At 63.6% G+C, this 25,456-nt stretch carries 27 protein-coding genes; 23 read left to right on the forward strand and 4 right to left on the reverse strand.

Annotation, left to right across the window (positions count from 1 at the left end; genetic code table 11):
* Nucleotides 1–3: 3 nt before the first annotated feature.
* Entirely contained in the window at nucleotides 4–561 is a 558-nt protein-coding gene (locus BLU17_RS23100; RefSeq protein ID WP_092001819.1) for a helix-turn-helix domain-containing protein, read from the forward strand.
* A 560-nt stretch (nucleotides 562–1,121) separates the two neighbouring features.
* Nucleotides 1,122–1,400 carry an HU family DNA-binding protein gene (locus BLU17_RS23105; protein ID WP_092001822.1) on the forward strand — a complete coding sequence of 93 codons (279 nt, stop codon included), beginning with the start codon at nucleotides 1,122–1,124 and terminating at the stop codon, nucleotides 1,398–1,400.
* Here the strand turns inward: BLU17_RS23105 and BLU17_RS23110 are convergent.
* From BLU17_RS23110 to BLU17_RS23120, 3 genes are all read right to left on the reverse strand, one after another.
* The gene (locus BLU17_RS23110) at nucleotides 1,387–1,587 is read right to left on the reverse strand and encodes a hypothetical protein (protein WP_092001825.1); all 201 of its coding nucleotides are present in this window, start codon (nucleotides 1,585–1,587) and stop codon (nucleotides 1,387–1,389) included. The genes BLU17_RS23105 and BLU17_RS23110 overlap by 14 nt on opposite strands.
* Before the next feature lie 56 nt (nucleotides 1,588–1,643).
* Nucleotides 1,644–3,146, reverse strand: a complete 1,503-nt coding sequence (locus tag BLU17_RS23115) for a sensor domain-containing diguanylate cyclase (RefSeq protein ID WP_245746984.1) — start codon at nucleotides 3,144–3,146, stop codon at nucleotides 1,644–1,646.
* 479 nt (nucleotides 3,147–3,625) lie between these two features.
* Entirely contained in the window at nucleotides 3,626–4,003 is a 378-nt protein-coding gene (locus tag BLU17_RS23120) for a DUF427 domain-containing protein (RefSeq protein ID WP_092001830.1), read from the reverse strand.
* Nucleotides 4,004–4,258: 255 nt separating this feature from the next.
* On the opposite strand from BLU17_RS23120, the gene ssuD reads away from it, so the two are divergent.
* The 9 genes from ssuD (at nucleotide 4,259) to BLU17_RS23165 (ending at nucleotide 13,230) form a co-directional block, all read left to right on the forward strand.
* Nucleotides 4,259–5,374 carry an FMNH2-dependent alkanesulfonate monooxygenase gene (gene ssuD / locus BLU17_RS23125; RefSeq protein WP_092001833.1) on the forward strand — a complete coding sequence of 372 codons (1,116 nt, stop codon included), beginning with the start codon at nucleotides 4,259–4,261 and terminating at the stop codon, nucleotides 5,372–5,374.
* 211 nt (nucleotides 5,375–5,585) lie between these two features.
* Nucleotides 5,586–5,858, forward strand: a complete 273-nt coding sequence (locus tag BLU17_RS23130; RefSeq protein WP_092001836.1) for a helix-turn-helix domain-containing protein — start codon at nucleotides 5,586–5,588, stop codon at nucleotides 5,856–5,858.
* Between the two features lie 2 nt (nucleotides 5,859–5,860).
* Entirely contained in the window at nucleotides 5,861–7,186 is a 1,326-nt protein-coding gene (locus BLU17_RS23135) for a type II toxin-antitoxin system HipA family toxin (RefSeq protein WP_092001840.1), read from the forward strand.
* A 203-nt stretch (nucleotides 7,187–7,389) separates the two neighbouring features.
* Nucleotides 7,390–8,289 (forward strand): TauD/TfdA dioxygenase family protein, encoded by a 900-nt coding sequence (locus BLU17_RS23140; RefSeq protein ID WP_092001843.1) that lies wholly within the window; start codon nucleotides 7,390–7,392, stop codon nucleotides 8,287–8,289.
* A gap of 63 nt (nucleotides 8,290–8,352) precedes the next feature.
* Nucleotides 8,353–9,408 (forward strand): ABC transporter substrate-binding protein, encoded by a 1,056-nt coding sequence (locus BLU17_RS23145; protein ID WP_092001848.1) that lies wholly within the window; start codon nucleotides 8,353–8,355, stop codon nucleotides 9,406–9,408.
* A gap of 64 nt (nucleotides 9,409–9,472) precedes the next feature.
* Nucleotides 9,473–10,477 carry an ABC transporter ATP-binding protein gene (locus tag BLU17_RS23150; protein ID WP_425434132.1) on the forward strand — a complete coding sequence of 335 codons (1,005 nt, stop codon included), beginning with the start codon at nucleotides 9,473–9,475 and terminating at the stop codon, nucleotides 10,475–10,477.
* Nucleotides 10,474–11,361, forward strand: a complete 888-nt coding sequence (locus BLU17_RS23155; protein ID WP_092001855.1) for an ABC transporter permease — start codon at nucleotides 10,474–10,476, stop codon at nucleotides 11,359–11,361. The genes BLU17_RS23150 and BLU17_RS23155 overlap by 4 nt, the downstream gene beginning before the upstream one ends.
* Nucleotides 11,362–11,578: 217 nt before the next feature.
* The gene (locus BLU17_RS23160) at nucleotides 11,579–12,991 is read left to right on the forward strand and encodes a YeiH family protein (RefSeq protein ID WP_092001858.1); all 1,413 of its coding nucleotides are present in this window, start codon (nucleotides 11,579–11,581) and stop codon (nucleotides 12,989–12,991) included.
* A complete protein-coding gene (locus tag BLU17_RS23165) occupies nucleotides 12,988–13,230 on the forward strand; it encodes a hypothetical protein (RefSeq protein WP_092001862.1) in 243 nt (80 codons plus the stop codon). The genes BLU17_RS23160 and BLU17_RS23165 overlap by 4 nt, the downstream gene beginning before the upstream one ends.
* A gap of 112 nt (nucleotides 13,231–13,342) precedes the next feature.
* Here BLU17_RS23165 and BLU17_RS23170 read toward each other — a convergent pair whose 3' ends face one another.
* Entirely contained in the window at nucleotides 13,343–14,263 is a 921-nt protein-coding gene (locus tag BLU17_RS23170) for a LysR family transcriptional regulator (RefSeq protein ID WP_092001865.1), read from the reverse strand.
* 194 nt (nucleotides 14,264–14,457) lie between these two features.
* Between BLU17_RS23170 and BLU17_RS23175 the strand changes: the two genes are divergently transcribed.
* From BLU17_RS23175 to BLU17_RS23230, 12 genes are all read left to right on the forward strand, one after another.
* Nucleotides 14,458–15,594, forward strand: coding sequence for a muconate/chloromuconate family cycloisomerase (locus BLU17_RS23175; RefSeq protein ID WP_092001867.1), 1,137 nt, complete (start codon nucleotides 14,458–14,460; stop codon nucleotides 15,592–15,594).
* Between the two features lie 29 nt (nucleotides 15,595–15,623).
* Nucleotides 15,624–15,914, forward strand: a complete 291-nt coding sequence (gene catC, locus BLU17_RS23180; RefSeq protein ID WP_092001872.1) for a muconolactone Delta-isomerase — start codon at nucleotides 15,624–15,626, stop codon at nucleotides 15,912–15,914.
* A 32-nt stretch (nucleotides 15,915–15,946) separates the two neighbouring features.
* A complete protein-coding gene (gene catA, locus BLU17_RS23185) occupies nucleotides 15,947–16,882 on the forward strand; it encodes a catechol 1,2-dioxygenase (RefSeq protein ID WP_092001875.1) in 936 nt (311 codons plus the stop codon).
* A gap of 111 nt (nucleotides 16,883–16,993) precedes the next feature.
* Nucleotides 16,994–18,352 carry a Rieske 2Fe-2S domain-containing protein gene (locus tag BLU17_RS23190; RefSeq protein ID WP_092001878.1) on the forward strand — a complete coding sequence of 453 codons (1,359 nt, stop codon included), beginning with the start codon at nucleotides 16,994–16,996 and terminating at the stop codon, nucleotides 18,350–18,352.
* A complete protein-coding gene (benB, locus tag BLU17_RS23195) occupies nucleotides 18,349–18,837 on the forward strand; it encodes a benzoate 1,2-dioxygenase small subunit (protein WP_092001881.1) in 489 nt (162 codons plus the stop codon). The genes BLU17_RS23190 and benB overlap by 4 nt, the downstream gene beginning before the upstream one ends.
* Nucleotides 18,838–18,877: 40 nt before the next feature.
* Nucleotides 18,878–19,900, forward strand: coding sequence for a benzoate 1,2-dioxygenase electron transfer component BenC (benC, locus tag BLU17_RS23200; protein WP_092001884.1), 1,023 nt, complete (start codon nucleotides 18,878–18,880; stop codon nucleotides 19,898–19,900).
* Nucleotides 19,897–20,673 carry a benzoate diol dehydrogenase BenD gene (gene benD / locus BLU17_RS23205; RefSeq protein ID WP_092001888.1) on the forward strand — a complete coding sequence of 259 codons (777 nt, stop codon included), beginning with the start codon at nucleotides 19,897–19,899 and terminating at the stop codon, nucleotides 20,671–20,673. Before benC ends, benD begins: the two co-directional genes overlap by 4 nt.
* Nucleotides 20,674–20,676: 3 nt before the next feature.
* Nucleotides 20,677–21,897: a benzoate/H(+) symporter BenE family transporter gene (locus BLU17_RS23210; RefSeq protein ID WP_092001892.1), complete on the forward strand. Its 1,221-nt coding sequence runs from the start codon at nucleotides 20,677–20,679 to the stop codon at nucleotides 21,895–21,897.
* Nucleotides 21,898–22,043: 146 nt separating this feature from the next.
* Nucleotides 22,044–22,778, forward strand: a complete 735-nt coding sequence (locus tag BLU17_RS23215; protein WP_092001895.1) for an ABC transporter substrate-binding protein — start codon at nucleotides 22,044–22,046, stop codon at nucleotides 22,776–22,778.
* 487 nt (nucleotides 22,779–23,265) lie between these two features.
* On the forward strand, nucleotides 23,266–24,426 hold the full coding sequence (locus BLU17_RS23220; RefSeq protein ID WP_092001898.1) for a porin: 1,161 nt from the start codon (nucleotides 23,266–23,268) through the stop codon (nucleotides 24,424–24,426).
* Nucleotides 24,427–24,648: 222 nt separating this feature from the next.
* Nucleotides 24,649–25,083 (forward strand): MarR family winged helix-turn-helix transcriptional regulator, encoded by a 435-nt coding sequence (locus BLU17_RS23225; protein ID WP_425434133.1) that lies wholly within the window; start codon nucleotides 24,649–24,651, stop codon nucleotides 25,081–25,083.
* 51 nt (nucleotides 25,084–25,134) lie between these two features.
* A complete protein-coding gene (locus BLU17_RS23230) occupies nucleotides 25,135–25,437 on the forward strand; it encodes a hypothetical protein (RefSeq protein ID WP_092001905.1) in 303 nt (100 codons plus the stop codon).
* Nucleotides 25,438–25,456 lie beyond the last annotated feature (19 nt).

Here is a 25,456-nt window from a genome sequence, read left to right on the forward strand (position 1 = left end):
GCCATGGACAGGCAGGACGAAATAGAAGGCCTCGCGATCCTGATTCGCGATCTGCGCAAACACAAGAAGGTGACGCTCGCCGATCTCGCGAGAAAAATCGGCCGCTCGGTGGGCTTTCTTTCCCAGGTCGAACGCGGCCTGTCACGGCCCACGGTGGCCGACCTCACGGCCATCGGCGAAGCGCTGCAGACGCCCACCACCTATTTCTACAGCGTGAGCATGCCGCGCACGTTGCCGTGGGTCACGCGGCCCGGCGAGCGGCGCACGCTCTACTATGGCGGCGGCATTACAGACGTGCTGGCGTCGCCGAGCATGTCGTCGGGTTTTTCGATGCTGGAAAGCCGGCTCGATCCTGGCGCGACGAGCGGCGCGCGTCCCGTGTACGACAGCGACGAACAGGGCGGCTTCGTACTGGAGGGCGAACTGACCATCTGGCTGGAGGACAACGACGAGCCGGTGACGCTGCGCCCCAACGACAGCTTCCAGTTGCCGGCGCGTTGCCGCTTTCGCTACGCCAACCTTACCGACGAACCGGCCCGCGTGCTGTGGGTCTTTACCTGAGCCGGGTTGCCAGGTGGGAGCGCATTGCCTCGCCTTGCTTCGCCCTATCGGGTCAATAATATGCATGGCTAATTAACTGCGCCGCGGGCCGCGCAACGCCTTGTCGTCTTTTGCGTTGTGCGACTGAAAGGAGCGATGGCGAGCGGACCGGCTCCCACGCCGGCCTCAATCGCAACGCCGGAAGTGCGCTCCGGCCCGGGTGGCTGCCCCGGTCCTCGCGGCAAACGCGATGCGACGGCCTGGATGAGAAGCTTCTTTTTATAACTTAATCAATGCCGATTCCGGGCATAGGGCGTGCGCCAGGCGCACGAATCGTTCCGGCGCTGACCGCGCCGGGCGCGCATATTGTCGTTTTTGTGCCTATTTGCCGGTTTTTTACGTGGTTTTGTCTACACGCTGACTTCGTGGTGTGCTATGGATTCGCTTTCCGCCGAACAGGCGCGGAGCGCAAGACATGTGCCGGCCGGCGGGTGAACGCGTTTCCATATGCAACGCGATTTGCCTGTTTCGCCCGCGTGAGGTAGGGTATGCAGGTTTTCTCAACTCAACACAGGTAGCAGATGAACAAACAGGAACTCATTGACGCAGTCGCCGCAAGCACGGGCGAGACCAAGGCAGCCACCGGCGCAGCTATCGACGCGATCCTCGACGTCGTCACGCGTGCGGTCACCTCGGGTGACTCGGTGCAGCTCGTCGGCTTCGGCTCGTTCTCGACCGGCCAGCGTGCCGCTCGCGTGGGCCGTAACCCGGCCACGGGCGAAGAGATCCAGATTGCCGCCGCCAAAACGGTGAAGTTCACCGCCGGCAAGGCATTCAAGGACGCCGTCAACGCGTCGTGATGCGACGTCCGCCGTCATGGCGGATGTGCGTGCCGCCGGCCTGGCCGGCGGGCAATTCAAGCGGCGCGGCTTTGGCCGCGCGCTGCATCACGCCAGGAAGGCGGTTCGCATTCGGGCGCGTGGCGTCGAGCCGCGTGCCCGAACGTGCGAGGCGGGGCAACGCCCCGGCAAGCCGGCATGCTCCCATGCCGGCCGCTTTTTTTCTTGCCGCTTTTCATACGTTGTCCGAAGCGTTTGCGTGTTTCACGCGTCGCGCGCGGTGTCGGCTTCCAGCGATACACGGCTGTTTTCGTTGCGACGGCGCTTGGCTTCGTACATCGCCGCATCGGCCTGGCGCAACATCGCTTCCACGTTTTCGCCTTCTTCGCAGCTCGCAAAACCCATCGAAAAACTCAGCTTCGGTCCGCCGTAGAACTGGTTGTTCAGTTCGATGAGCTTGCTGATGCTGTCCATGATGTTCTCGGCATCGCGCTCGTCTGCGCCGGGCATCAGCACGGCAAATTCGTCGCCGCCAATGCGCGCAGCCTGATACGGCTTCTGGATCGCCTTTGCAAGCACTTCGCCCGCGCGGCGCAGCAATGCGTCGCCGGCGGCGTGCCCGAGCTGGTCGTTCACCGTCTTGAGGTTGTCCATATCGACGACGATCGCGCTCACCGGGAACGGCCCCTTGCGCTCCAGACGATTGAGTTCGTCCACGTAGAACGAGCGATTCTTCAGCTTCGTGAGCACGTCATGCTTGCCGAGGAATTCCAGGTAGGCCTCCGCTTTCTTGCGCGCCGTGATGTCGGTGAGCGCGAGCAGCACGAGATCCCATTGCGCTTCATGGCCCGGAAACACGGAAAACTGCAGATGCACGTTGATTTCGCTGCCGTCGAGCGCATAGTTCATGACTTCGCGCTGCTGAAAGAGGCGGCCTTCCCATAGATCGAGCAGTTGCTCGCGGAAATGCGGGCGCATTTCGTCGCGGAACACTTCGGGCAGGCGCGCGAGCAGCGTGGCCTTGTCGGGCGCGCGAAACATGCCGAGCGTGTAGTGGTTCACGTCGAGCACCTGGATTTCGCTCATGCAACGCTCGACGAATTCGGGGTGAACGTCGGTGAAAGTACGAAAGTCGACGATGCCTTGCTCGCGTACTTCGTCGAGCAGTTCGCGAATGGCCGAGAAGTTTTCGACCCACAGCGAAACCGGCGCGTGCTCGAAAATGCCGAGCGCGTATTGTTCGCTCGCGGCTGCGCGATGGCGCGCTTCTTCGAGCGCCGAGACGTCTTCGATCGCCACGAGCACGCGGCTCCAGTCGGCTTCATGGCCCGGCAGGATCACGCCGCGCAGCAGAATGTCCATGCGCCGGCCGCGCAGCGTGTAGTTCACGCTCTTGCTCTCGAAGGTGGCATGGCCGGCCCACATCCGTTCGAGTTCGCCCACGTGCGCCTGGAACATGTCGTCGCGCAGCACCGCGGGAAGATGCGCGGCAAGCTCTTCATAGTCGCGCGCGCCATAAAGCTCCAGCGTATGCCGGTTGACCTTGAGCACGCGGATGCAGGACGAACATTCGGCCACGCGGCGCGGATCCTCTTCGAGAAAGCGCCGCAGGTCGGTGACGCCGGCCGCGCGCCAGCGCTCGAAGAGCGCCCTCAGCTGGCTATAGTCTTCGAGCCACAACGAAGTGGGCGTCACGTCGAAGAAGTCGAGCAGGTCGACGCCCATGTTGGCAAAGCTGGCCGCTGTGGCCGGGGTGCCTTGTTGCATGTTGGTTGGATGTAAGGGAGCGGGCTTGCGGCGGGCTGCGCCGCAGGAATAACCGAATCCTGGCACACCTTGGGGCGCATGTGAGCGTCGATCATGCAGATGCAACGCCGCTGCGGCAGCGGATGTGACCGATTAGTCGTGCAGTAAACCCCTGTGAATAACGGCAGGCTCGCAGCCGGACTTTAGGGTGGCTGCGCGCGGTGCGAGGCTGCGCATCGGATGGCGCGCGGCCATGAGGCGATGAAAGGGGCGCCCCATGACCGCCTGTGAGAGCGAAGCGCTGAAATTCGCCGGCTAGTGCAGGGGGGCAGGGGAGCAGGGGATCGAACAGCGCATGCGTCGCGCTGAAGTCGATTGGCGTCGATCCCGTGCCCGGCGGCTTCCTGCATTTCATCGAGGAAGCGGAGTGCTTCGGCAAGCGCGAGCCGCGGCTCGAAACGGCTCGACGCGCGTTTTAAGGCGCGCCGGTGCGGCGCTTCTCAGGCTAGCGTTTCGATCGAATCGACGCGGTCGGGGTAGAACGCGAGATGGTCCTTGATTGACGCCACGGCTTCGTGCGGCGTCTCGTAGGTCCAGATCGCGTTCACGGCGCGCTCGCCGCCGGGTGTGATCGAATAGTACGAAGCCTCCCCCTTGTACGGGCACCAGCTCTTGTGCGCCGTGCGCGAGAGCATTGTCATGTCGGCGTCCTCGCGCGGCACATAGAACACCGCGGGATAGTTCGCCTCGCGCAGCACCAGGGCGCGCCGCGTGTCGGCGACGACGCGGCCGCCCGCTTTCACCACGACGCGCGCGTGTGCCGCTTCTGTCGTGATCGGATGATCGGGGCCGGGAATCTTGACGGTCCTTGTGTCCATGACGGGTTCCTCCGGGACGGGTGGGACGATTCGACGCGCCATGCGTCGCGGCGCGCTGTTGCCGGCGTGCGGGCGCATAGTCGAATACATCATATGCAATTGCCGATTAACTGGTAGGGGAAAGCGCTGCGTGCTGATTCAATGAGCGAACGACCCCGCTCGACGCACGGGCGGCGAAAGTTACGCGATAGCGCCATGCGCGTTCGCACTTCATGTCTTCATTCGCACCTTCATTTACCCGCTGCAGGATCACTGATGAGTCTCGACATTTTCTGGTTCTTGCCGACTTCGGGCGACACCCGCTACCTCGGCAAATCCGATTTCGGCCGCGCGCCGACCAACGCTTATATGCGCCAGATCGCCGTTACCGCCGAAGAACTCGGCTACGACGGTCTGCTCATTCCCACAGGCAGCAGTTGCCTCGACCCTTGGGTGACGGCTGCGAGCCTGGCGCCCGTCACGCAGCGCATCAAACTACTGGTCGCGTTGCGGACTTCGCTGGGCGGACCGACCGCCTCCGCGCGCCAGGCGGCCACGCTCGACCAGGCGCTGAACGGCCGCTTGCTGCTCAACGTCGTGCCGGGCGGCGACGCCACGGAGCTTGCGGCAGACGGCATTTTTCTCGCGCACGACGAGCGATACGATGCCGCCGACGAGTTCCTCACGATCTGGCGCGACCTGTTGCGCGGCGAGACCGTGAACTACGAAGGCAAGCATCTGCGCGTACAGGGCGCGCAGAATTTTCACGCGCCGGTGCAGACGCCGCATCCGCCGCTCTATTTCGGCGGTTCGTCGCCGGCGGCGCACGAACTGGCGGCGAAGCACGTGGACGCTTATCTCACCTGGGGCGAGCCGCCCGAGGCCGTGGCGCAGAAGTTCGCTGACATTCGCGCGCGGGCGGCGCGCCATGGACGCACGCTCAAGCTCGGCGTGCGCCTGCACGTGATCGTGCGCGAAACGAACGATGAAGCGTGGGCCGCCGCCGAGCGCCTCATCAGCAAGCTCGACGACGAGGACATCCGCCGCGCCCAGGAAAACTACGCGCGCATGGATTCCGTGGGCCAGCGCCGGATGGCCGAGCTGCACGGCGGCAGCCGCGACAAGCTGGAAATCAGCCCGAACCTGTGGGCAGGCGTGGGTCTCGTGCGCGGCGGCGCAGGCACGGCGCTCGTGGGCGACCCGCAGACGGTGGCGGCGCGGCTCAAGGAGTACGTGGATGCGGGCGCGGACAGCTTCGTGCTCTCCGGTTATCCGCACCTCGAAGAGGCAATCCGCTTTGCTGAACTCGTGTTCCCGTTGCTGCCCGGCAAGAAACCGGTGACGCTGCGCGACCAGAACCTGACGGGCGGCGCGTTCGACGTGCGCGCGTGAGCAATGGCGGGCCGTGCGCAAGTGAGCACGGCAACGCGCGAAAACCGGGTTCCCGGCATGTTGTGAGGCACAGGCAGAAAGTGCGCAGCGTGCCGGCCGCTCGGTCGTTGATTATTCCTGTGAGCGATATTCCAGATTTATTCGTGTGAGCGATATTCGCAAGATATTCTCCACAGGCATATAATCGGTTTATGCCTCACAGGAATATCCCATGAAGATCATCGTCCAGACGCCCGGCGGGCTCGGCGAGATTCTGCAATCGGCCCGCAAGGCGCGCGGCATGACCCAGGCGCAGGCCGCGGCGCATCTCGGCATCGGCCAGCCGCGTCTTTCCGCGCTCGAAACCACGGGCACGGCAGGTCTCTCGCTCGAACAGATGCTCGCACTCTTCGCGCTCTACGAGCTCGAGCTCTGCGTGCAGTCGCGCGAAGCGCCGGCCACGGGCAAGGGCGGCTCTGCTGGCGCGGCCGCGCCGGAGTGGTAACGATGGCCCGCAAATCGCATTCGCGTGCGCTCTCGATCTGGGCCAACGGCGAGCGCGTGGGCACGTGGAGCCTCACGCCCACCGGCGACACCGAGCTGCGCTACGACGACACCTGGAAGCGCTCGGCCCTGGGCCGGCCGCTTTCGCTTTCGCTGCCGTTCGGCATGGGAGACGCACCGCTGCGCGGCGAGCGCGTTCGCCATTATTTCGACAATCTCCTGCCCGACAGCGAGCCAATACGGCGCCGTATCGCGGCGCGCTTTCGCACGGACACGCTCGATGCCTTCGACCTGCTCAAGGCTGTCGGACGCGATTGCGTGGGCGCGGTGCAGTTGCTCGGCGAAGACGAAACGCCGGGGCGCGTCGACAGGATCGAAGGCACGGCGTTGAGCGATGCCGCCGTCGAACGCTTGTTGCTCGAAACGGCGGGCGCGCTGCCTGGCGGCGCGCAAGAGGCCGACGATCTGCGTATTTCGCTGGCGGGCGCGCAGGAGAAAACCGCGCTCTTGCGCCACCGCGGTAAATGGTTGCTGCCGCGCGGCGCCACGCCCACCACGCACATTCTCAAGCTGCCGCTCGGACTGATCGGTCATCGCAAGGTGGACTTCAATACCTCGGTCGAAAACGAATGGCTTTGCCTGGCATTGCTGAGGGCCTACGGATTGCCCGCTTCGCAGGCGCAGATCATGGCGTTCGGCACGCAGAAAGTGCTGTGCGTCGAGCGTTTCGATCGCGCGCGCTCGCGCAGCGGCGCGTTGCTGCGCTTGCCGCAGGAGGACTTTTGCCAGGCGCTCGGCGTGCCGCCGCATCGCAAATATGAAGCGCACGGCGGGCCGGGTGCGCGCGAGATCGCGGGCCTCTTGCGGCAGTCGCTGCAGGCGCGCGACGACATCGAAACTTTTCTCGCCGCTCAAATCGTATTCTGGATGCTCGCCGCGCCCGATGGCCACGCCAAGAATTTCAGCATCCGCTTGATGCCCGCTGGGCGCTTTCGGCTCGCGCCGCTCTATGACGTCATGTCGATCTGGCCGGTGGAGGGCGATGGCGGCAATCAGTGGTCGTGGCACAAGGCGTCGCTGGCGATGGCGGTGTGGGGCAAGGCGCGCCACTATCGCATGCGCGACGTGAAGCGCGCGCATTTCGACGCCACCGCCCGGCTATGCCACTACGGCCCCGATGCCGCGCCGCTGATCGAGCGCGTGCTCGAACGCACACCCGGCGCGATCGCGGAAGTGGCGTCCGCGCTGCCCGAAGGCTTCCCGGAGCGCGTGGCCGAGCGGCTCTTCGACGGCTTGCGATTTTCGGCGGAGCGACTCGCGGCGCAATGATCGCACGATGCCGCGCCCTGGCGCATCAAGGCGCACCAACGCGGAGAGGCGCGGCGACGGGAATGCAATGACACGCTCATGGCCCTGTATGCCTTAGCAGCGGCTTTATGCCTTGAACGGATAAACGTATCGGATTTGCTTCGTTGTCAGCTCTGGCGAGCGCACGTAGATTGAGCACTTTGGTATTCCGTAAGGCAAACCGCGTGACTACGACCGCTTCTGCTGCCGAGCGCACCGCTCAAGATGTGCAACAGCATTTCGACATCCGCGTCTTCGATGCGCCGCTGGGCGCCGAGGTGATCGGCCTCGATCTCGCGAAGCCGCTTGGCGAACAGGATTTCGCGCGCCTGCACCGCGCCCACCTCGATCATCACGTGCTGGTCTTTCGCGATCAGCACATCACGCCTGAGCAGCAGATCGCCTTCTCGCGGCGCTTCGGGCCGCTGCAGATCCACGTGCTGCGCCAGTTCGCGCTGCACGGCCATCCCGAGATCCTGATCGTCTCGAACATCGTCGAAAACGGCAAGCCGGTGGGTCTTGGCGACGCGGGTCGCTTGTGGCACTCGGACCTCTCTTACAAGGAGAAGCCGAGCCTCGGCTCGATGCTGCACGCGCAGGAACTGCCCGCGGAAGGCGGCGATACGCTGTTCGCCAACATGCATCTCGCGTGGGACAGGCTGCCCGCACATCTGCTCCGCGCGGTCGACGGGCGGCGCGCCGAGCATACCTATCTCGCGCGCTACGCCGAACTGCAGGCGCGCAGTTCGTGGCGGCCGAACCTTTCCGCCGAGCAGATCGCCCAGGTGAAGCCGGTCGTGCATCCGGTGGTCCGCACGCACCCGGAAACGGGCCGCAAGGCGCTCTTCGTGAGCGAGCACTTCACGACGCGTATCGTCGATTTGCCCGAGGACGAAAGCCGCGCGCTGCTCGACGAGCTGTTCGCGCACAGCGTACGCCCGGAGTACCAGTACCGGCACGTCTGGCGCGAACACGACATGGTGTTCTGGGACAACCGCTCGCTCATGCATCTCGCTGCGGGCACGCCCGACCATCTGCGTCGCAAGCTCTATCGCACCACGATCGAAGGCGACTCGCCGTTCTGAGTGGCGCGGCCCGCGCGGCTTGTCCGCCGCGCGCTTCCAGCACGAAAATCACGGGGTATCCGCATGCCGTTTCCACTTCGCGCCGCGCTCGCACGCGGCACGCACGCGTTGCGCCGCGTCGCAGCGCTATCCGTTTCCGCCGCGCTGGCCGCGGCCGCGCTGGGTGCCGCGCAGCCGGCGCGCGCCGAGGGCGCGATCCGTATCGCCGAGCAGTTCGGCGTCGTGTATCTGATGCTCAACGTCGCGCGCGACCAGCACTTTATCGAGCAGGAGGGCCACAAGGCCGGGATCGACATCAAGGTGGACTGGGTGCGGCTGTCGGGCGGCGCGGCCGTCAACGATGCGCTGCTCTCGGGCGCAGTGGACATCGCAGGCGCGGGAGTCGGCCCGCTGCTAACCGTGTGGGACCGCACGCACGGGCGCCAGAACGTGAAGGGCGTCGCCTCGCTCGGCAACCTGCCGTATTACCTCGTGAGCACCGATCCGAACGTGAAGACCATTGCGGACTTCACGGGTAAGGACCGCATCGCGGTTCCGGCGGTGGGCGTTTCCGTGCAGTCGCGCGTGCTGCAGTACGCAACGGCGAAGCAGTGGGGCGACAAGCAGTTCGATCGCCTCGACAAGCTCACGCAGGCCATTCCGCATCCGGACGCGGCCGCCGCGCTCATTGCCAACAGCAGCGTGATAACGGCGCATTTCGGCAATCCGCCGTTCCAGCAGCAGGAACTGGCGGCCAATCCCAAGGCCCATATCGTCCTCAACTCATACGACGTTCTCGGCGGCCCGAGTTCGGCGACGGTGCTGTACACAACGGAGAAGTTCCGCGACGAGAACCCGAAGACGTATCGCGCCTTCGTCGCGGCGCTCGCCGACGCAGCCCGTCTCATCTCGGCGGATCCCGAGAAGGCGGCGGACATCTACATACGCGTGAACGACTCGAAGATCGATCGCAGCCTGCTGCTGAAGATCCTGCGCGACCCGCAGGTGCAGTTCAAGACGGCGCCGCAGAACACGCTGGGCCTCGCGCAGTTCATGTATCGCACGGGCGCAATCCGCAACGAGCCGAAGTCCTGGCGCGATTATTTCTTCGACGACCCCGCCACGGCCGGCGGCAGTTGAGCATCCCCGCTGGAACGGCGTAATCCATGCTTATGCGTCGCCGTGTATTGAATATGTCGATTCATTGGTTGGGATGCGTCGCGGCTGCCCGTATGTTGGCGTTTTATCCGCTGGATTTCCAATTGTGAACGTCAACACGTCCGGATACTGGGAGCAAACGCCGCTCGCGCGTCGCGGGTCGAACGCCGCTTCGGCGCCGGCCGGCGACGCCGAAGCGGGCTTGCGGCGCGGTCCGGCTGCCGCACCGCGCCGCGAGGCGGCGTCCAGTCAACGGCTGCTCGCCATCGAGGGCGTGAGCCTCGAGTACCGCAACCGCGAGCGCATCGTGCGCGCAACGCACGAAGTGAGCTTCGACGTGTACGGGAGCGACCGCTTCGTGCTGCTCGGCCCCTCGGGCTGCGGGAAGTCCACGCTGCTCAAGGCGATTGCAGGGTTCATCGAACCTGTGTCCGGAACCGTCGCGCTCGACGGTCGGACAGTGCGTGGCCCCGGTCCCGATCGCGTGGTCGTGTTTCAGGAGTTCGACCAGTTGCCGCCCTGGAAGACGGTGGTCGAAAACATCGCCTTCCCGTTGCGCATCGCGCGCAAACTCTCGCGCGGCGAAGCGCGATCGCGGGCCTTGCATTATCTCGACAAAGTCGGCCTGGCCGCGTTCGCCGACGCTTATCCGCACACGCTTTCAGGCGGCATGAAGCAGCGCGTGGCGATCGCCCGCGCGCTCGCCATGCAACCGCGCGTGCTGCTCATGGACGAACCGTTCGCCGCACTCGATGCGCTGACCCGGCGCAAGATGCAGGAAGAGTTGCTGCGCCTGTGGGAGGACGAACGCTTCACGCTGCTCTTCGTCACGCACTCCATCGAAGAGGCGCTGGTGGTGGGCAACCGCATTCTGCTGCTCTCACCGCATCCGGGACGGGTGCGCGCGGAACTCAACAGTCACGTCTATACGCATGCGAGCACCGGCGACGACGCCTTTCGCGCGAGCGTCGCACGCATTCATCGCATGCTGTTCGATACCGAGGAGGGCGCCCCAGCCTTGGCCGGAACGGTCGCGGAGGGTCGCGCATGAGCACGCCGAACCGCGCATTGCCTCCGCTGCCGCCCGTGCGCGCCGAGTACGAGCACGCGCTGCAACCCGCGCCGCCCGGCGGCGACTCGGTTACGCTGCCGCTCGCGCGGCGTCTCGCCGACGCAAGCTGGCTCCGGCGCACGGTCATCGCGCTCCTGCTGATCGCGGCGTGGGAGATCACCGCCCGCATCGTCGATAACGACCTGCTGGTACCCACGTTCGGCGCTACGCTCGCGGCATTCGTCCAGGGCATCCTGAGCGGCGAACTGCTCGAGAAGACCGCCATCTCGCTGTCTATGCTGTTGCGAGGCTATGCGATCGGGGTGGTGCTCGCTTTCGCGCTCACGGCGCTCGCGGTGTCGACGCGCACGGGCCGCGACCTGCTGTCGATGCTGACAGCGATGTTCAACCCATTGCCGTCGATTGCGTTGCTGCCGATCGCGTTGCTCTGGTTCGGGCTCGGTACCGGCAGCCTCCTCTTCGTGCTCGTTCACGCGGTGCTCTGGCCGCTGGCGCTCAACATGTACACGGGATTTCTCGGCGTGCCCGCCACACTCAGGATGGCGGGGCGAAACTACGGGCTGACCGGGCTGCGCCACGTCACGCTCATTCTCGTTCCGGCAGCGTTGCCGTCGATCATCGCGGGACTGCGTGTGGGCTGGGCCTTCGCATGGCGCACGCTGATCGCCGCCGAACTCGTGTTCGGGGCAAGCGCGGGGCAGGGCGGGCTGGGCTGGTACATCTTCCAGAACCGCAATGAGCTCTATACCGACCGCGTGTTTGCAGGGCTCGCAGCCGTCATCATCATTGGGCTGCTCGTCGAACATCTCGTCTTCGATACGCTCGAACGCCTGACCGTGAGGCGCTGGGGCGTGCAGCAATGACGGCGGCGCCGACCGGTGCTGCCGCCGCGCCGGGAGCCGTGGCGTGATGCATTCGGGCACCGCGGGCGTGCGATATATGCAAAGACGAATAAGTCATTTTTAATTCAATCCGACGGACTCCATACTAAATATCACATGCGCGCGGCAACGGGGCCGACGCGCGGGTTCTCCATCAACGTCTGCAAACAACGATCAACAATCAGGCAGGGGGCAGATCATGAGTCATACATCGGTTGCCGGTAACGCCGGCAATGGCGCGGCCGCCGTGCGGGAGCGCCGCCGGCCTTTTGGAACCGAGGATTGGTGGGCAGTGGCCGTGGGGCTCTTCGCGATCGTCGTCGCATACGCACTGTTCGCTTCGGGCGGCAGTATCAAGACGCTCGCCGTGGCGCCGGCCCGATGGTCGGATTTCGGCGCGCTGGCTCACGACTTTGCCGCGCACGCGGGAAACTATCTCGCGCTTTTCGCCGCATTCGCCGTCGTTTTTTCCATCGCGATCGCGGCGCTCGGTTTGCCGGTCGTGCGGTTCATATTGGGATTCGCGGTCGTATTCGTGGTGTCGGCGTTGATCTTCGCGCTCGGCGCGTGGAGCCAGGCGAGCCGCTACAACCTCGAACCGCCGCTGATTGCGCTGGCGTTGGGGCTAATCGTTTCGAACGTGTTCGCGGTGCCGGCGTGGCTCGCGCCCGCATTGCGCGTGGAGTTCTACATCAAGGTCGGCATCGTGCTGCTCGGCGCAACGCTGCCGCTCACGCTGATCGTGTGGGCCGGACCGGTGGCCATCGGACAGGCGACGATCGTTTCGCTCGCGACGTTCTTCGTGATCTACGGCGTGGCGCGCGCATTGAAGATCGATCAACGCTTCGCGGCGGTGCTCGGCGTGGGCGGCGCGGTGTGCGGCGTATCGGCGGCCATCGCGATCGCTGGCGCGGTACGCGCGCGCCGCGAGCAGGCGTCGGTGGCGATTACTCTCGTGGTGGTCTGGGCCATCGTGATGGTGTTCGCATTGCCCGCGCTCTCGCGTGCGCTCGGACTGCCAACAGGCGTCGCGGGCGCGTGGATCGGCACCTCTGAGTTCGCGGATGCCGCAGGCATCGCGGCTGCCCAGGCATACGGCGACTTCGCGCGCCACACGGCGGGCGCGGTGGCCGGCGCGCCTGACGCCTCGCTGCAGGCGTTCGTGTTGATGAAAGTGGTGGGGCGCGACATCTGGATCGGCATCTGGGCTTTCGTGCTTGCGATCGTGGCCACCACACGCTGGGATCGCGAGGAAGGTGCCGAGGTCGAGGCGAAGACGAGCGCGAAAGAGATCTGGACGCGCTTCCCGAAGTTCGTGATCGGTTTCGTGATCGCGTCGGCGCTGGTCACCTGGGTCGCGTCGCACTATACGCTGGCCGAATATCGCAGTGTCGTCACGCCTGCGTTCGTTGCGCCGATCGTCGCATTGCGCACGTGGGCCTTCACGTTCTGCTTTCTCAGCATCGGCTTGACAACGCGCTTCGGTGCGCTTTCGTCGACCGGACTCAAACCGCTGGCGGCATTCACGGCCGGGGTGGTGGTGAACGTGGCGATCGGCTACGCGCTTTCGGTGCACGTGTTCGCGCCGTATTGGCTCACGCTCGGACAATGAGCGCCGACGACCGGGCTGCGGAAGCGGCCGGCGAGCATCCGCCCGTTGCCGGGCAATGCATGCGCTGCGTGCATTGGGCCGATGACCTCGTGCTGCTCGAAGCGCGCATAGCGGGGCTCGCTTCGCTGGGTTCGGCTTACGGTGCGAGCATTGGCGCGAACCGGTTGTGCCTGCGCCTCGATCGCCTGACGCTGCCCGGCGACCGTTGCGGGGCGTTCGAAGCCGCGAAGCGCCGTTGACATCGTGGCGTAGCCTCGCGCGGGTCATGGATGCGCGTGCGAAAAGCGCACACAGGGCACGATTCATCCGAGGCCAGCCCCGGCCGTGTCGTGACGATGCCGCGGCACCTCGTCACGATTTCGTTTTCTTCGCCGGAAGCCACGCTTGCGGCTCGGCATACATTTCCTTGACCAGCTGCTTCACCAGATCGACGTAAACCGAATTGTCGTTGACGCGGTGATTCAGGATGATCGGTGAAGTCGCATGGTCGCTGTCTATCAAACGATAGTGCACGTCCTGACGTATTTGACGCGCTGACGCAGGGATCACGCACACGCCGAACTCGGCCGCGACCAGACCCAGCGCCGTCTGAATTTCCCGCACCTCCAGTACTTCGCCCGGTTGCACACCATCGCCGTGCAACACGTTCAACACCTGATCGGCGAAACCGGGACGCGGCTCCTTCGGATAGACAATCAGCTTTTGTCCCGCCAGTTGCTCAATGGGTATCGGCGTCGATTCCGTTGCCATGTCGGACCCGATCGGCACGACGACGGCAAGCGGCTCTTCGCGAAGGACGATGCCTGCCACGTTGGGGTCGCTATGGCGCACGCGTCCAAAGCCGATATCGATCCGGCCTTCCTTCAGCGCCTGAATCTGCTGAACCGACATGAGCTCGACCATCTGGATGTCGAGTTCCGGCGCGTGCTGACGCAGCTTGCGCATGAGCGTTGGCAATCCTGAATATAAAACCGAAGCGACGAAACCGATCGACAGCACGGTGCGATGGTGCAGTCCCACGTGCTTTGCGGCCGTTTGCAATTGCTCCACGCGCCCGAGAATCTGCATCGCCTGCTCGTAGACGAGACGGCCTGCGTCCGTCGTGCGAACCGGGCGCGTGTTGCGAATCAGAAGCGGCACGCCGATCTCCTGTTCGAGCAACTGAATCTGCCGGCTCAGCGGCGGTTGAGCAATGCGAAGCTGCTCTGCGGCGCGCGTGAAATTGCGCTCGCGGACAACGGCGACGAAGTAACGAAGCTGGCGGAGGTCCATGGTTCGATCCCAAAAGAAGCATCCCATTCTCGATACTCAGAGAATATGATGCGCCGCAATATCGGCTTTACTGTGGCCGGTTAAGGCGATTCTATATTATAAAGGTATCGAACTGGATTCAAATAGTATTGGACTCCACGAATCTGCGGCGTGTATAAAACGGCCATATCTTCTTCACTTCCGCAGCATTCGACATGACCTCCGCAACGATCGAACGTATCGAAACCCGGCTGATAGATCTGCCGACGATTCGCCCTCACAAGCTATCCGTCGCCACGATGTACGGGCAAACCCTGATGCTGGTGAAGGTGTATTGCAGCGATGGCGTCGTAGGCATCGGCGAAGGTACGACGATTGCCGGCATGGCCTATGGCCCCGAAAGCCCGGAGGCGATGAAGCTCGCGATCGACGCCTACTTCGCCCCGGCGATGATCGGCAAGGACGCCACGCAGATCCAGGCGCTGATGGCGCACCTGGGCAAGCTGGTGAAGGTCAATCACTTCTCCAAATGCGCGCTGGAAACCGCGCTGCTCGACGCGCACGGCAAGCGCCTCGGCGTGCCCGTGAGCGAATTGCTGGGTGGCCGCCGCCGCGAACGGCTGCCGGTCGCCTGGACACTGGCTTCGGGCGACACGGCCAAAGATATCGCCGAAGCCGAAGCGATGCTCGAAGCGCGCCGTCACAAGATCTTCAAGCTGAAGATCGGCGCGAGGGAGATCAAGACCGATATCCGGCACGTTGCCGAAATCAAGAAGGCCGTGGGCGAGCGGGCCGCCGTGCGCGTCGACGTCAACATGGCGTGGAGCGAGACGCAAGCGGCATGGGCGATCCCGGCGCTGGCCGATGCGGGCTGCGAACTCGTCGAGCAGCCGGTCGCATCCGCCGCGGCGCTTGCGCGGCTCATGCGCCGCTTCCCGGTGGCATTGATGGCCGACGAAATCCTGCAGGGCCCGGAAAGCGCGTTCGAGATCGCGAAGAACGGGGGCGCCGATGTGTTCGCCATCAAGATCGAACAAAGCGGCGGGCTGTTCGCGGCGCAGCGCGTGGCCGCGATTGCCGACGCCGCGGGTATCGAACTCTATGGCGGCACGATGCTCGAGGCGGCCGTGAGCACGATCGCCTCGGCGCATCTGTTCGCGAGCTTGGCCAGCCTGCAATGGGGCACTGAACTGTTCGGGCCGTTGCTGATTACCGAAGAAATCCTGACGACGCCGCTGGATTACAGCGACTTCGAGCTCACCGTGCCGAAGGGCCCGGGTCTCGGCATTGAACTGGACGAAGCCCGGGTCAGGCGTTTCACCCGCGACGGGCTCATGAAAGTGACGAAGTGACGCCAGCAAGAATCTAAAGGACGCTGACCATGCTTTTCCACGTACGAATGGATGTGAACATCCCGGCCGACATGCCCGCCGATGTCGCCAACGAAATCAAGGCGCGAGAGAAAGCGTATTCGCAGGAGCTGCAGCGCAGCGGCAAGTGGCGCCATATCTGGCGAGTGGTCGGCGAATACGCGAACTACAGCATTTTCGACGTAGAGAGCAACGCAGAGCTGCACGACATTCTCGCCGCCTTGCCGCTTTTTCCATACATGAAGATAACGGTCACGCCATTGTGCCGCCACCCATCGTCCGTTCGGGACAACGACGCTTGAGCGGATTTCCCCCAATACAAGGAGACAGAGTCATGAACACAAAAGTATTCGAAACGAAGGAAGTGCAGGACCTTTTGAAGACCGCCGCCAATCTCGACGGCGACAACGGCAACGCGCGTTTCCAGCAGATCGTCCATCGTCTGTTGGGCGATCTGTTCAAAGCCATCGACGATCTCGACATTTCGCCCGATGAAGTGTGGGCCGGCGTGAACTATCTGAACAAGCTCGGCCAGGACGGTGAGGCGGCGCTGCTGGCAGCCGGCCTCGGCCTGGAGAAGTACCTCGACATCCGCATGGACGCCGCCGACAAGGCGGTCGGACTCGAAGGCGGCACGCCGCGTACGATCGAAGGGCCGCTTTACGTTGCGGGTGCGCCGGTGCGCGAGGGCGTATCGCGCATCGACATCAACGCGGACGCGGATGCGGGTCCGCTCGTCATTCATGGCACGGTCGCCGACCTCGAAGGCAAGCCGCTCGCTGGCGCCGTGGTCGAATGCTGGCATGCGAATTCGAAGGGCTTCTATTCGCACTTCGACCCGACCGGCGCGCAGGACGACTTCAACCTGCGCGGCGCCATCAGGACGGGGGCAGACGGCAAGTATGAATTCCGCACGCTCATGCCGGTGGGCTACGGCTGCCCGCCGCAGGGCGCAACGCAGCAACTGTTGAACGGGCTCGGCCGCCATGGCAACCGCCCGGCGCACGTGCACTTCTTCGTGACCTCGGAAAGCAGCCGCAAGCTGACCACGCAATTCAATATCGAAGGCGACCCGCTGATCTGGGATGACTTCGCCTACGCGACGCGCGAAGAACTGATTCCGCACGTAGCCGAAAAGACCGGCGGTACGGCGATCGGCCTGAAAGCCGACACGTACAAGGACATCGAATTCAACTTCACGCTCACGCCGCTGGTCCAGGGTAAGGACAACCAGCTCGTTCACCGCCTGCGCGCTTCGGCCACGGCGTAACGGTTCGCGGCAGCGGTAGTAACGATACTGCCGCGGCCTCCCTCGAAATAATCATTCGACACCGATGCAGGGACTCCGTGCCGCGTTTGGAGTATGCATAGGAGAGCTAACATGTCAGCTATCATCGACAAGGCCAGTGACCTGGATCACCTGCTGTCCACCGCCGTGCAGGACGACAAGCAAACCGGTATGTTCCGTTGCCGCCGCGACATCTTCACGAACGCCGACTTGTTCGAGCTGGAGATGAAGCACATCTTCGAGAACAACTGGGTGTATCTGGCGCACGAAAGCCAGATTCCGGACAACAACGACTACTACACCACGTGGCTTGGCCGTCAGCCCGTGGTCATCACCCGCGACAAGACCGGTGAACTGAACGCCGTCATCAACGCCTGCGCGCACAAGGGCGCCATGCTGTGCCGGCGCAAGCACGGCAACAAGGGCAGTTTCACGTGTCCGTTCCATGGCTGGACGTTTTCCAACACCGGCAAGCTGCTGAAGGTGAAGGACGAAAAGACCACCGAATATCCCGTGCAGTTCAACAAGAACGGCTCGCACGACCTGAAGAAGATCGCGCGCTTCGAGCGCTACCGCGGCTTCCTGTTCGGCAGCCTCAATGCGGACGTGCAGCCGCTGGAGGACTATCTCGGCGAAGCGAAGATCATCATCGATCAGATCGTCGATCAGTCGCCGAACGGTCTGGAGGTGTTGCGTGGCAACTCCTCCTACATCTACGACGGCAACTGGAAAATGCAGATGGAGAACGGCTGCGACGGCTACCACGTCAGCACCGTGCACTGGAATTACGCCGCAACCATGGGGCGTCGCAAGGAAGACGGCACCCAGGCAGTGGACGCCGCCAGCTGGAGCAAATCGGTGGCGGGCGTCTATGGCTTCGAACACGGCCACATCCTGCTGTGGACCAACACGATGAATCCCGAGGTACGGCCGGTCTACAAGCATCGCGAGGAAATCAAGGCGCGCGTTGGCGAAGTGCAGGCGGAATTCATCGTCAATCAGACCAGAAATTTGTGCCTCTATCCGAACGTGTTCCTGATGGACCAGTTCAGCACGCAGATTCGCGTGATTCGCCCGATCAGCGTGGACAAGACCGAAGTGAACATCTTCTGCTTCGCGCCGAAGGGCGAGAGCGCGGACGATCGCGCCACGCGTATTCGCCAGTACGAGGATTTTTTCAACGTCACGGGCATGGGCACCGCCGACGACCTGGAAGAGTTCCGCGCATGCCAGGCCGGTTATGCCGGCACCACGGCGATGTGGAATGATCTTTCGCGCGGTGCGCCGCTGTGGGTCGAAGGACCTGACGAAAACGCGAAGAAAATGGGCATCAAGCCGATCATTTCAGGCGAGCGTAGTGAAGACGAAGGCCTGTTCGTGGTCCAGCACGAGTACTGGGTGCACGCCATGCGCGACGCGCTCAAGAAGGAACAGGAAGGAGCGCGGGCATGAGCCACGATTACCGGAAAATCTGCGCCACGCTATACCGTGAAGCGCGCCTGCTCGACGATCGCCAGTGGGAGGCGTGGCTCGCCTGCTACGCCGGGGATGTCACGTACTGGATGCCGGCGTGGGACGACGACGATCAACTCACGGACGATCACGAGAGCCAGATCTCGCTGATGTACTACCCGGATCGCGGCGGCCTGGAAGACCGCGTGTTTCGCATCAAGACCGAACGCAGCGGCGCTTCGATGCCGGAGCCGCGCACGAGCCACAACGTCACGAACGTGGAAGTGCTGGCCGAGCGCGACGGCGAAGTGGATGTGCGCTACAACTTCCACACGCTCAATCATCGCTACAAGATCACGGATCACTTCTTCGGCACGATGTTCGTCACCTTGCGCCAGGCCGGCGACGACTTCCTGATCTCATACAAGAAGATCGTGCTGAAGAACGATTACATCCGGCAGGTGCTCGACGTCTATCACGTTTGACGTCGGCAGTCAGTTTCAACATGGGAACGAAGGAGACACCATGTCCAGCTACAAGATCGCATTGAATTTCGAGGACGGTGTTACCCGTTTCATCGAATGCAAGGCGGGCGAGAAAGTTCTCGATGCGGCCTTCCGCGCCAGAATCAACCTGCCGATGGACTGTTCGGACGGCGTGTGCGGCACCTGCAAATGCCGTGCCGAAAGCGGCAGCTACGACCTCGGCGAAGACTATATCGAAGACGCCTTGACCGAGGACGAAAAGGACAGCGGCCTCGTGCTCACCTGCCAGATGGTGCCGCAAGGCGATTGCGTGATCGCGGTCCCCGCATCGTCCGCCGTATGCAAGACGGGGCAGAGCAGGGTTGCCGCAACGGTCTCGAAGGTCGAGCAGCACAACGACGCGGCCGTCGTACTCGAGCTTGACGTCGATGCGGCCGGTCCGGTGTTTCTGCCAGGGCAGTACGTCAATATCGACGTGCCCGGAAGCGGCCAGCATCGTTCGTATTCCTTTTCGTCCGCGCCGGGAGAATCGAAGGTCAGCTTCCTGATCAAGAAGATTCCCGGCGGCGTGATGAGCACGTGGCTCGAAGCCGCGCGGCCCGGTGCGAAGCTCGATTTGACCGGCCCGCTCGGCAGTTTCTATTTGCGCGACGCGCAGCGTCCGCTGCTGTTCCTCGCAGGCGGCACCGGTCTCGCTCCCTTCCTCTCGATGCTGGAAGTGCTCGCCCGGACGCGCCCGCAGCAGAAGGTGCACCTGATCTACGGCGTCACTCGCGACCTCGACCTGGTGCTCGTCGAAGCCATTGACGCTTACATGGCGAAGTTGCCGAATTTCAGCTACGCCACGGTCGTCGCCGACGCGGACTCGAATCATCCGCGCAAGGGCTGGGTCACGCAGCACATTCCGGCCGCCGCCCTGAACGACGGCGATGTCGACGTTTATCTGTGCGGCCCGCCGCCGATGGTCGACGCCGTGCGCAAGTATTTCGACGATGAAGGCGTGAAGCCCAACAGCTTCCACTACGAGAAGTTCACTCCCAACGTAGTCCAGAAGGCGGCATGAACATGCAACGATTCTCGGGCAAGGTCGTAGTCGTCACCGGAGCGGCTCAGGGCATCGGCCGCGGCGTGGCGCTGCGAGCGGCTGCCGAAGGCGGCAAGGTGCTGTTCGTCGATCGCGCGGATTTCGTGGCGGCGGTCGCGGCCGAGGCGCAGGGCGCCGAAACAGCGGGATTCGTCGCCGACCTCGAAACATACGAAGGCGCGAAAGCGGCAATGGATTTCGCGGCTCAACAGTTTGGCGGTATCGACATCCTCGTCAACGGAGTGGGTGGCGCAATTCGCATGCGGCCGTTTGCCGAATTCGAGCCGGCGCAGATCGACGCGGAAATACGCCGATCGTTGATGCCCACGCTTTACACGTGTCACGCCGTGTTGCCGCATCTGCTTGAGCGCGGGCGCGGAACCATCGTCAATGTTTCGTCGAACGCCACGCGCGGCATTCGTCGCGTGCCGTATTCGGCGGCCAAGGGCGGTGTCAATGCGGTCACGCAGTCGCTCGCGATGGAATACGCTGAACACAACATTCGCGTGGTCGCCACCGCGCCGGGTGGAACCGATGCGCCGCCGCGCCGCATTCCGCGCAATGCGACCGGCGACAGTGAACAGGAAAAGGTCTGGATGAGCGAGGCCGTCGTGCAGGTCACCGAATCGACGTTCTTCAAGCGCTACGGCACCATCGACGAACAGGTCGCTCCAATCCTGTTCCTCGCGTCCGACGAGGCGAGCTACATCACCGGTTCCGTGTTGCCGGTGGCCGGCGGCGATATGGGTTGACCCATGAGCGCCGTGTCACAACTCGCAAAGGACGCTTCGCTGCCGGCAATCGTCGCCGGCGCGGTCGCCACGCTGATTTCTTTCGCCGGCCCGCTCGTGCTGGTGTTCCAGGCCGCGCAGGGCATGCCGCATGCCCTGCTGGAGTCTTGGGTATGGACGATCTCGATCGGCTCCGGCTTTCTGGGAGTCGTGCTCTCGCTGCGTTATCGGGTCCCCGTTGTCGTCGCGTGGTCCGCGCCGGGGTCGGCATTGCTGATAACGCTGCTGCCCACGGTGAGCTTTCCAGAGGCGGTCGGCGCTTATCTGATTGCCAGCGTGGCGACGTTCGTGATCGGCGTGAGCGGAACCTTCGACAGGATCGTGTCCAGGCTGCCTGCGGGCATTTCGGCGGCGATGCTGGCCGGCATCCTCTTCGGTTTTGCGGCGAAGATGTTCGTCGTCCTGCCCGCGCAACCCGTGATGGTCGGCGCGATGTTTGTCGTGTTCTTCATGGGGCGCCGGTGGTTTCCGCGTTATGCGGTGGTTGGGGTGCTCGCGGTGGGCGTGTTCGTTTCCGTTCTGGGCGGCAAGCTCACCGGCCATGTTCCTTCGTTGCAGTTCACGGCGCCAACGTGGACCACACCGCGTTTCGACTGGCAGGCCGGCGTCAACATCTCGCTGCCGTTGATGGTGGTGGCGCTCACGGGGCAGTGGGTGCCCGGCATGGCGGTTCTGCGCAATAGCGGCTACGCGAAGCCGTCGGCTGGGCCGCTGATCGCCTGGTCGTCCGCGGTTTCGGCGGTGCTCGCGCCGTTCGGCTGCCACGGCCTGAACCTGGCCGCAATCACTGCGGCGATCTGCACAGGCCACGAGGCGCACGCAGAGGCGGAAAAGCGCTACGTTGCAGGAGTTTCCGGCGGAATCGTCTATCTCGTTCTCGGCTGTATCGCTGCGACGGTGCTATCGCTGTTTGCGATGCTTCCAAAGGAACTGATCGCCGCGCTCGCCGGACTTGCCTTGTTTCCCACCATTGCCGGCGCGCTGGCTGCATCGATGAGCGATGTGCAGGACCGCGATGCCGCATTGGTCACCTTCATTGTTTCGGCATCCGGAATGTCGCTGTGCGGATTGGGCGCTGCATTCTGGAGTTTGCTGTTCGGCCTTGCGGCCCATGCGTTGCTGCGATGGAAGCTTGCTCGCCGGGCCAGCGGTAAATTGCCGACGCGCGCGGAAGCACAGCCCTGAGCCGCTCCGCCTGCGGCTTCGTGGGGCTACGACTGCACGGCCTGGGATCGGCTGCGTGATATGCTCGGAGCCGCTCCATACGCCGCCGTGATTATGTTGCATTGACCGGCGCGTAGCCGTGAAAACGCGTTATCAACCGGACTACCATGAATATCGATCCCGCTGTCGTCAATGTATTCGCGCCCACGGGCACCTTGCGCGCCTCCATCAATCTCGGCAATCCGATTCTTGCGAATCGCGATCCGCAATCGGGCGAGCCGTTCGGCGTATCCGTCGATCTCGCACGGGCTTTCGCGCAGCAATTGGGCGTGCCGCTCGAACTCGTCGTGTTCGATACGGCCGCCAAATCGGTCGAAGCCGTGAGCGACGAGCGCGCGGACTTCGGTTTCTTCGCGGTCGATCCCAAGCGCGGCGAAACGATCGCATTTACGGCGCCGTATGTGCTGATCGAAGGCTTCTATCTGGTGCGCGACGAATCGCCTGTACACACGAATGCCGACGTCGATCAGCCGCATAACCGGGTAGTGGTGGGCAAGGGCAGTGCGTACGACCTGTTTCTCACGCGCGAATTGAAGGCCGCTCAGATCGTGCGTGCGCCGGCTTCGCCCGCCGTCGTGCCGACCTTCCTCGCAGAAGGACTGGATGTGGCCGCGGGCGTGAAGCAGCAACTCGAAGCGGATGCCGCGAAGGCCGGCGGCTTGCGCCTGCTCGGCGAGCGCTTCATGGTGATCCGCCAGGCCATGGGCGTTGCGAAGCACCGCGGTCCGCAGGCCGCAACGGTGCTCTGCGCGTTCGTCGAGTCGATGAAGGCATCAGGATTTGTCGAAGCGGCATTGAAGCGCCATGGAATCGAGGGCGCGTCGGTTGCGCCCGCTGCGTAAGTGCATCGATAAACAAAAACTGCTTAATATCAGAATCAGCCCGTCCTGAAGGCCGATTTCCGCAGCGATTCTCGCGATGGATAATCGGTCTTTCTCACCGCGTTTAAAGCGCACTCTGAAAGCATTGTGTAATTTTAGAGGCGGAATACATACCCCGCACATTCCCGGAAGCGCGTCGAGCCTTGTCCGACGGGGTTATGCCAAGGTGTGCCTTTATCGCCACGCCATCTGAATTTCGACACCATTTTTATTTTCGGCGCCCTATGATGCGGGTGTCGATTCGCGCCGCACTCGCAGCACGATTTTCATTTCATCATTGCATTTATCACACCGATGAATTGCGTAATTCGCAATAATCGTCGGCGGATTTCTTTTGCCTTTGCAATGTGCACCGAAATGGAAGTTGCGCTTATGAAATTGCACATCAATGGTGCCGGCTGCCTGAATCCGATGCATTGACCCACCGCTTAATCCGGAGCCTGAAAACATGAAGAAATCGCTAATCGCCGCGGCCATCCTGAGCGCCTTCGCCATTTCGGCGCATGCGCAAAGCAGCGTCACCCTCTACGGCCTGATCGATACCGGTCTCGTCTACACGAACAACCAGCTTGGCCACAGCAACTGGCAGATGAACACCAGTTCCACGCAGAACACGGTGTTCGGCCTCAAGGGTTCGGAAGATCTGGGCGGCGGTTTGCATGCAATCTTCAAGCTTGAACAAGGCTTCCTGCTGAACAACGGCGCGCAGGCATTTTCGGGTCTCGGCTTCGGCTCCCAGGCCTGGGTGGGCCTGCAAAGCGACCCCTACGGCACGCTCACGTTCGGCCGCCAGTTCGACGTGATGAACGACCTCGTGGGGCCGCTCACGGCCGAATTCAACACGTGGGGCGGCAACCTCGCAGCGCACCCGTTCGAAAACGACAACCTCGCCGCGAATTCGGTGGTCGCCAACAACTCCGTCAAGTACGCGAGCCCGACCTGGTACGGCGTGACGTTCGAAACGATGTACTCGTTCAGCAACAAGGCCGGCGACTTCGCGAACAACCGCTCTTACGGCTTCGCCATTGCATATAGCCAGGGCCCGCTGAACCTCGCAGCCGGCTACCTGCAGTTCAACAACGCGGGCAATGGCAGCGGCGCGGTCACCAGCGGCGACACGAGCGCGAACTTCCTCGCGGAGCGCCAGCGCGTGTGGTCGCTCGGCGGCAATTACACTTACGGGCCGGCCACTGTGGGTCTCGTCTGGAGTCACTCGCAGATCGACAACGTCGCCGGCGTCTACTCGTTCGGCACGGGCACCTATCTCGGCGCGAACGACAGCGCCGCCGGTTCGCTCGCCGGTTCGCTGCGCCTCGACAACTTCGAGGCCAACGTGAAATACGCGCTCACGCCCGCATGGAGCGTCTCGGGCGCGTACACGTACACGCACGGCGCGTACAACGGCACGAACCCGGGCTGGAACACGGCGATGCTGCAGACGGACTACGCCATCAGCAAGCGCACCGACTTCTACCTTGAAGGCGTGTATCAGAACGTGCACGGCGCGCCGGCCGACTCCGTACTCTCGCACGCGATGCTCAACACGCTCTCGCCGTCGTCGACCGATACGCAGGTCGCCGTCACGGTTGGCATGCGTCACGCGTTCTAAATCGCTTCCCTGCGCTGACTCCGGCGGGCATCTGTCCCCGCCGGACGTTTCCCCATGCGCGGCAGGCTTCCGTTCAGGTGGAGGCCCGCCGCGCAGTCGTGTCTGCATGTCTTCTGCGCACACCCACGCCCGGGATAGTTGAAATTTTCAACTAGTTCACTATACTGGCGACCAGTTTGCCGGCTGGCTGGCCGGCCGTGCGGGCTTACGAAGCCGGGGAGTGTGCCCTTGTATTCCGATTTCCTCACGTTCAGGCTCGATCAGACGAGCGCACTGCTCATGGAGCGTGCCAACGCGGTTTATCGCGCGCGTTGGGATCTCGACGTGCGCGCCATGCGCGTGCTGCGCATGATCCGCGCCGAGCCCGGCATCACGCCCAAGGCCGTATCGCAACGGGCGCTCATCGAAAAGACGCTGCTTTCGAAAACGCTCGGCGAGCTGGAATCGCGTGGCCTGATCGGCCGCGGCACGCACATGTCGGACCGGCGCAGCGTCACGCTGCGCGTCACGCCCGAGGGCGCGAAAGTCGCGAATGCCTCGGAAAAAGCCGGCTCGAAGCTCGAATCCGAACTCGCGGCCGTGCTCACCGAGCACGAGCGCAAGACGCTCGACCAGTTGCTCGCCAAGCTCGCGCAGAGCCTGATCGAAGACGTCTGAAATCGCGGCCCCGCGCAATTGCACTTTGAAATACGCATGAAGGAGTCGTCCATGCCGAATCTCGTCGAGACAGTCGCGCCCGCCATCGGCGCGCTGTTGCACGAGCCCGAACCGCGCCACGAGGAAATGCACCGGCATCCCGGACTGTCGATGCGGGAATGGCGCACCGCCTCGCTCGTGCCGCGCCAGGTGCGCGTGACGGGCGGCGCGGCCGTGCTGTGCAATGGCGAAGCGCCCGCCGCGATGCGGCATGCCGGCGTGCACGCGCCGGTGCTCGACCCCATGCGCGCCGGCTTCGATGCGATGCCCTGCGCGGCCGCTGCGCGGCCTGGCCGCGAAAGCGAGGCCGCGTGAGCATGGAGCTGGGCGCGCA

This window comes from Paraburkholderia lycopersici (assembly GCF_900096975.1).
Classification (GTDB): domain Bacteria; phylum Pseudomonadota; class Gammaproteobacteria; order Burkholderiales; family Burkholderiaceae; genus Paraburkholderia; species Paraburkholderia lycopersici.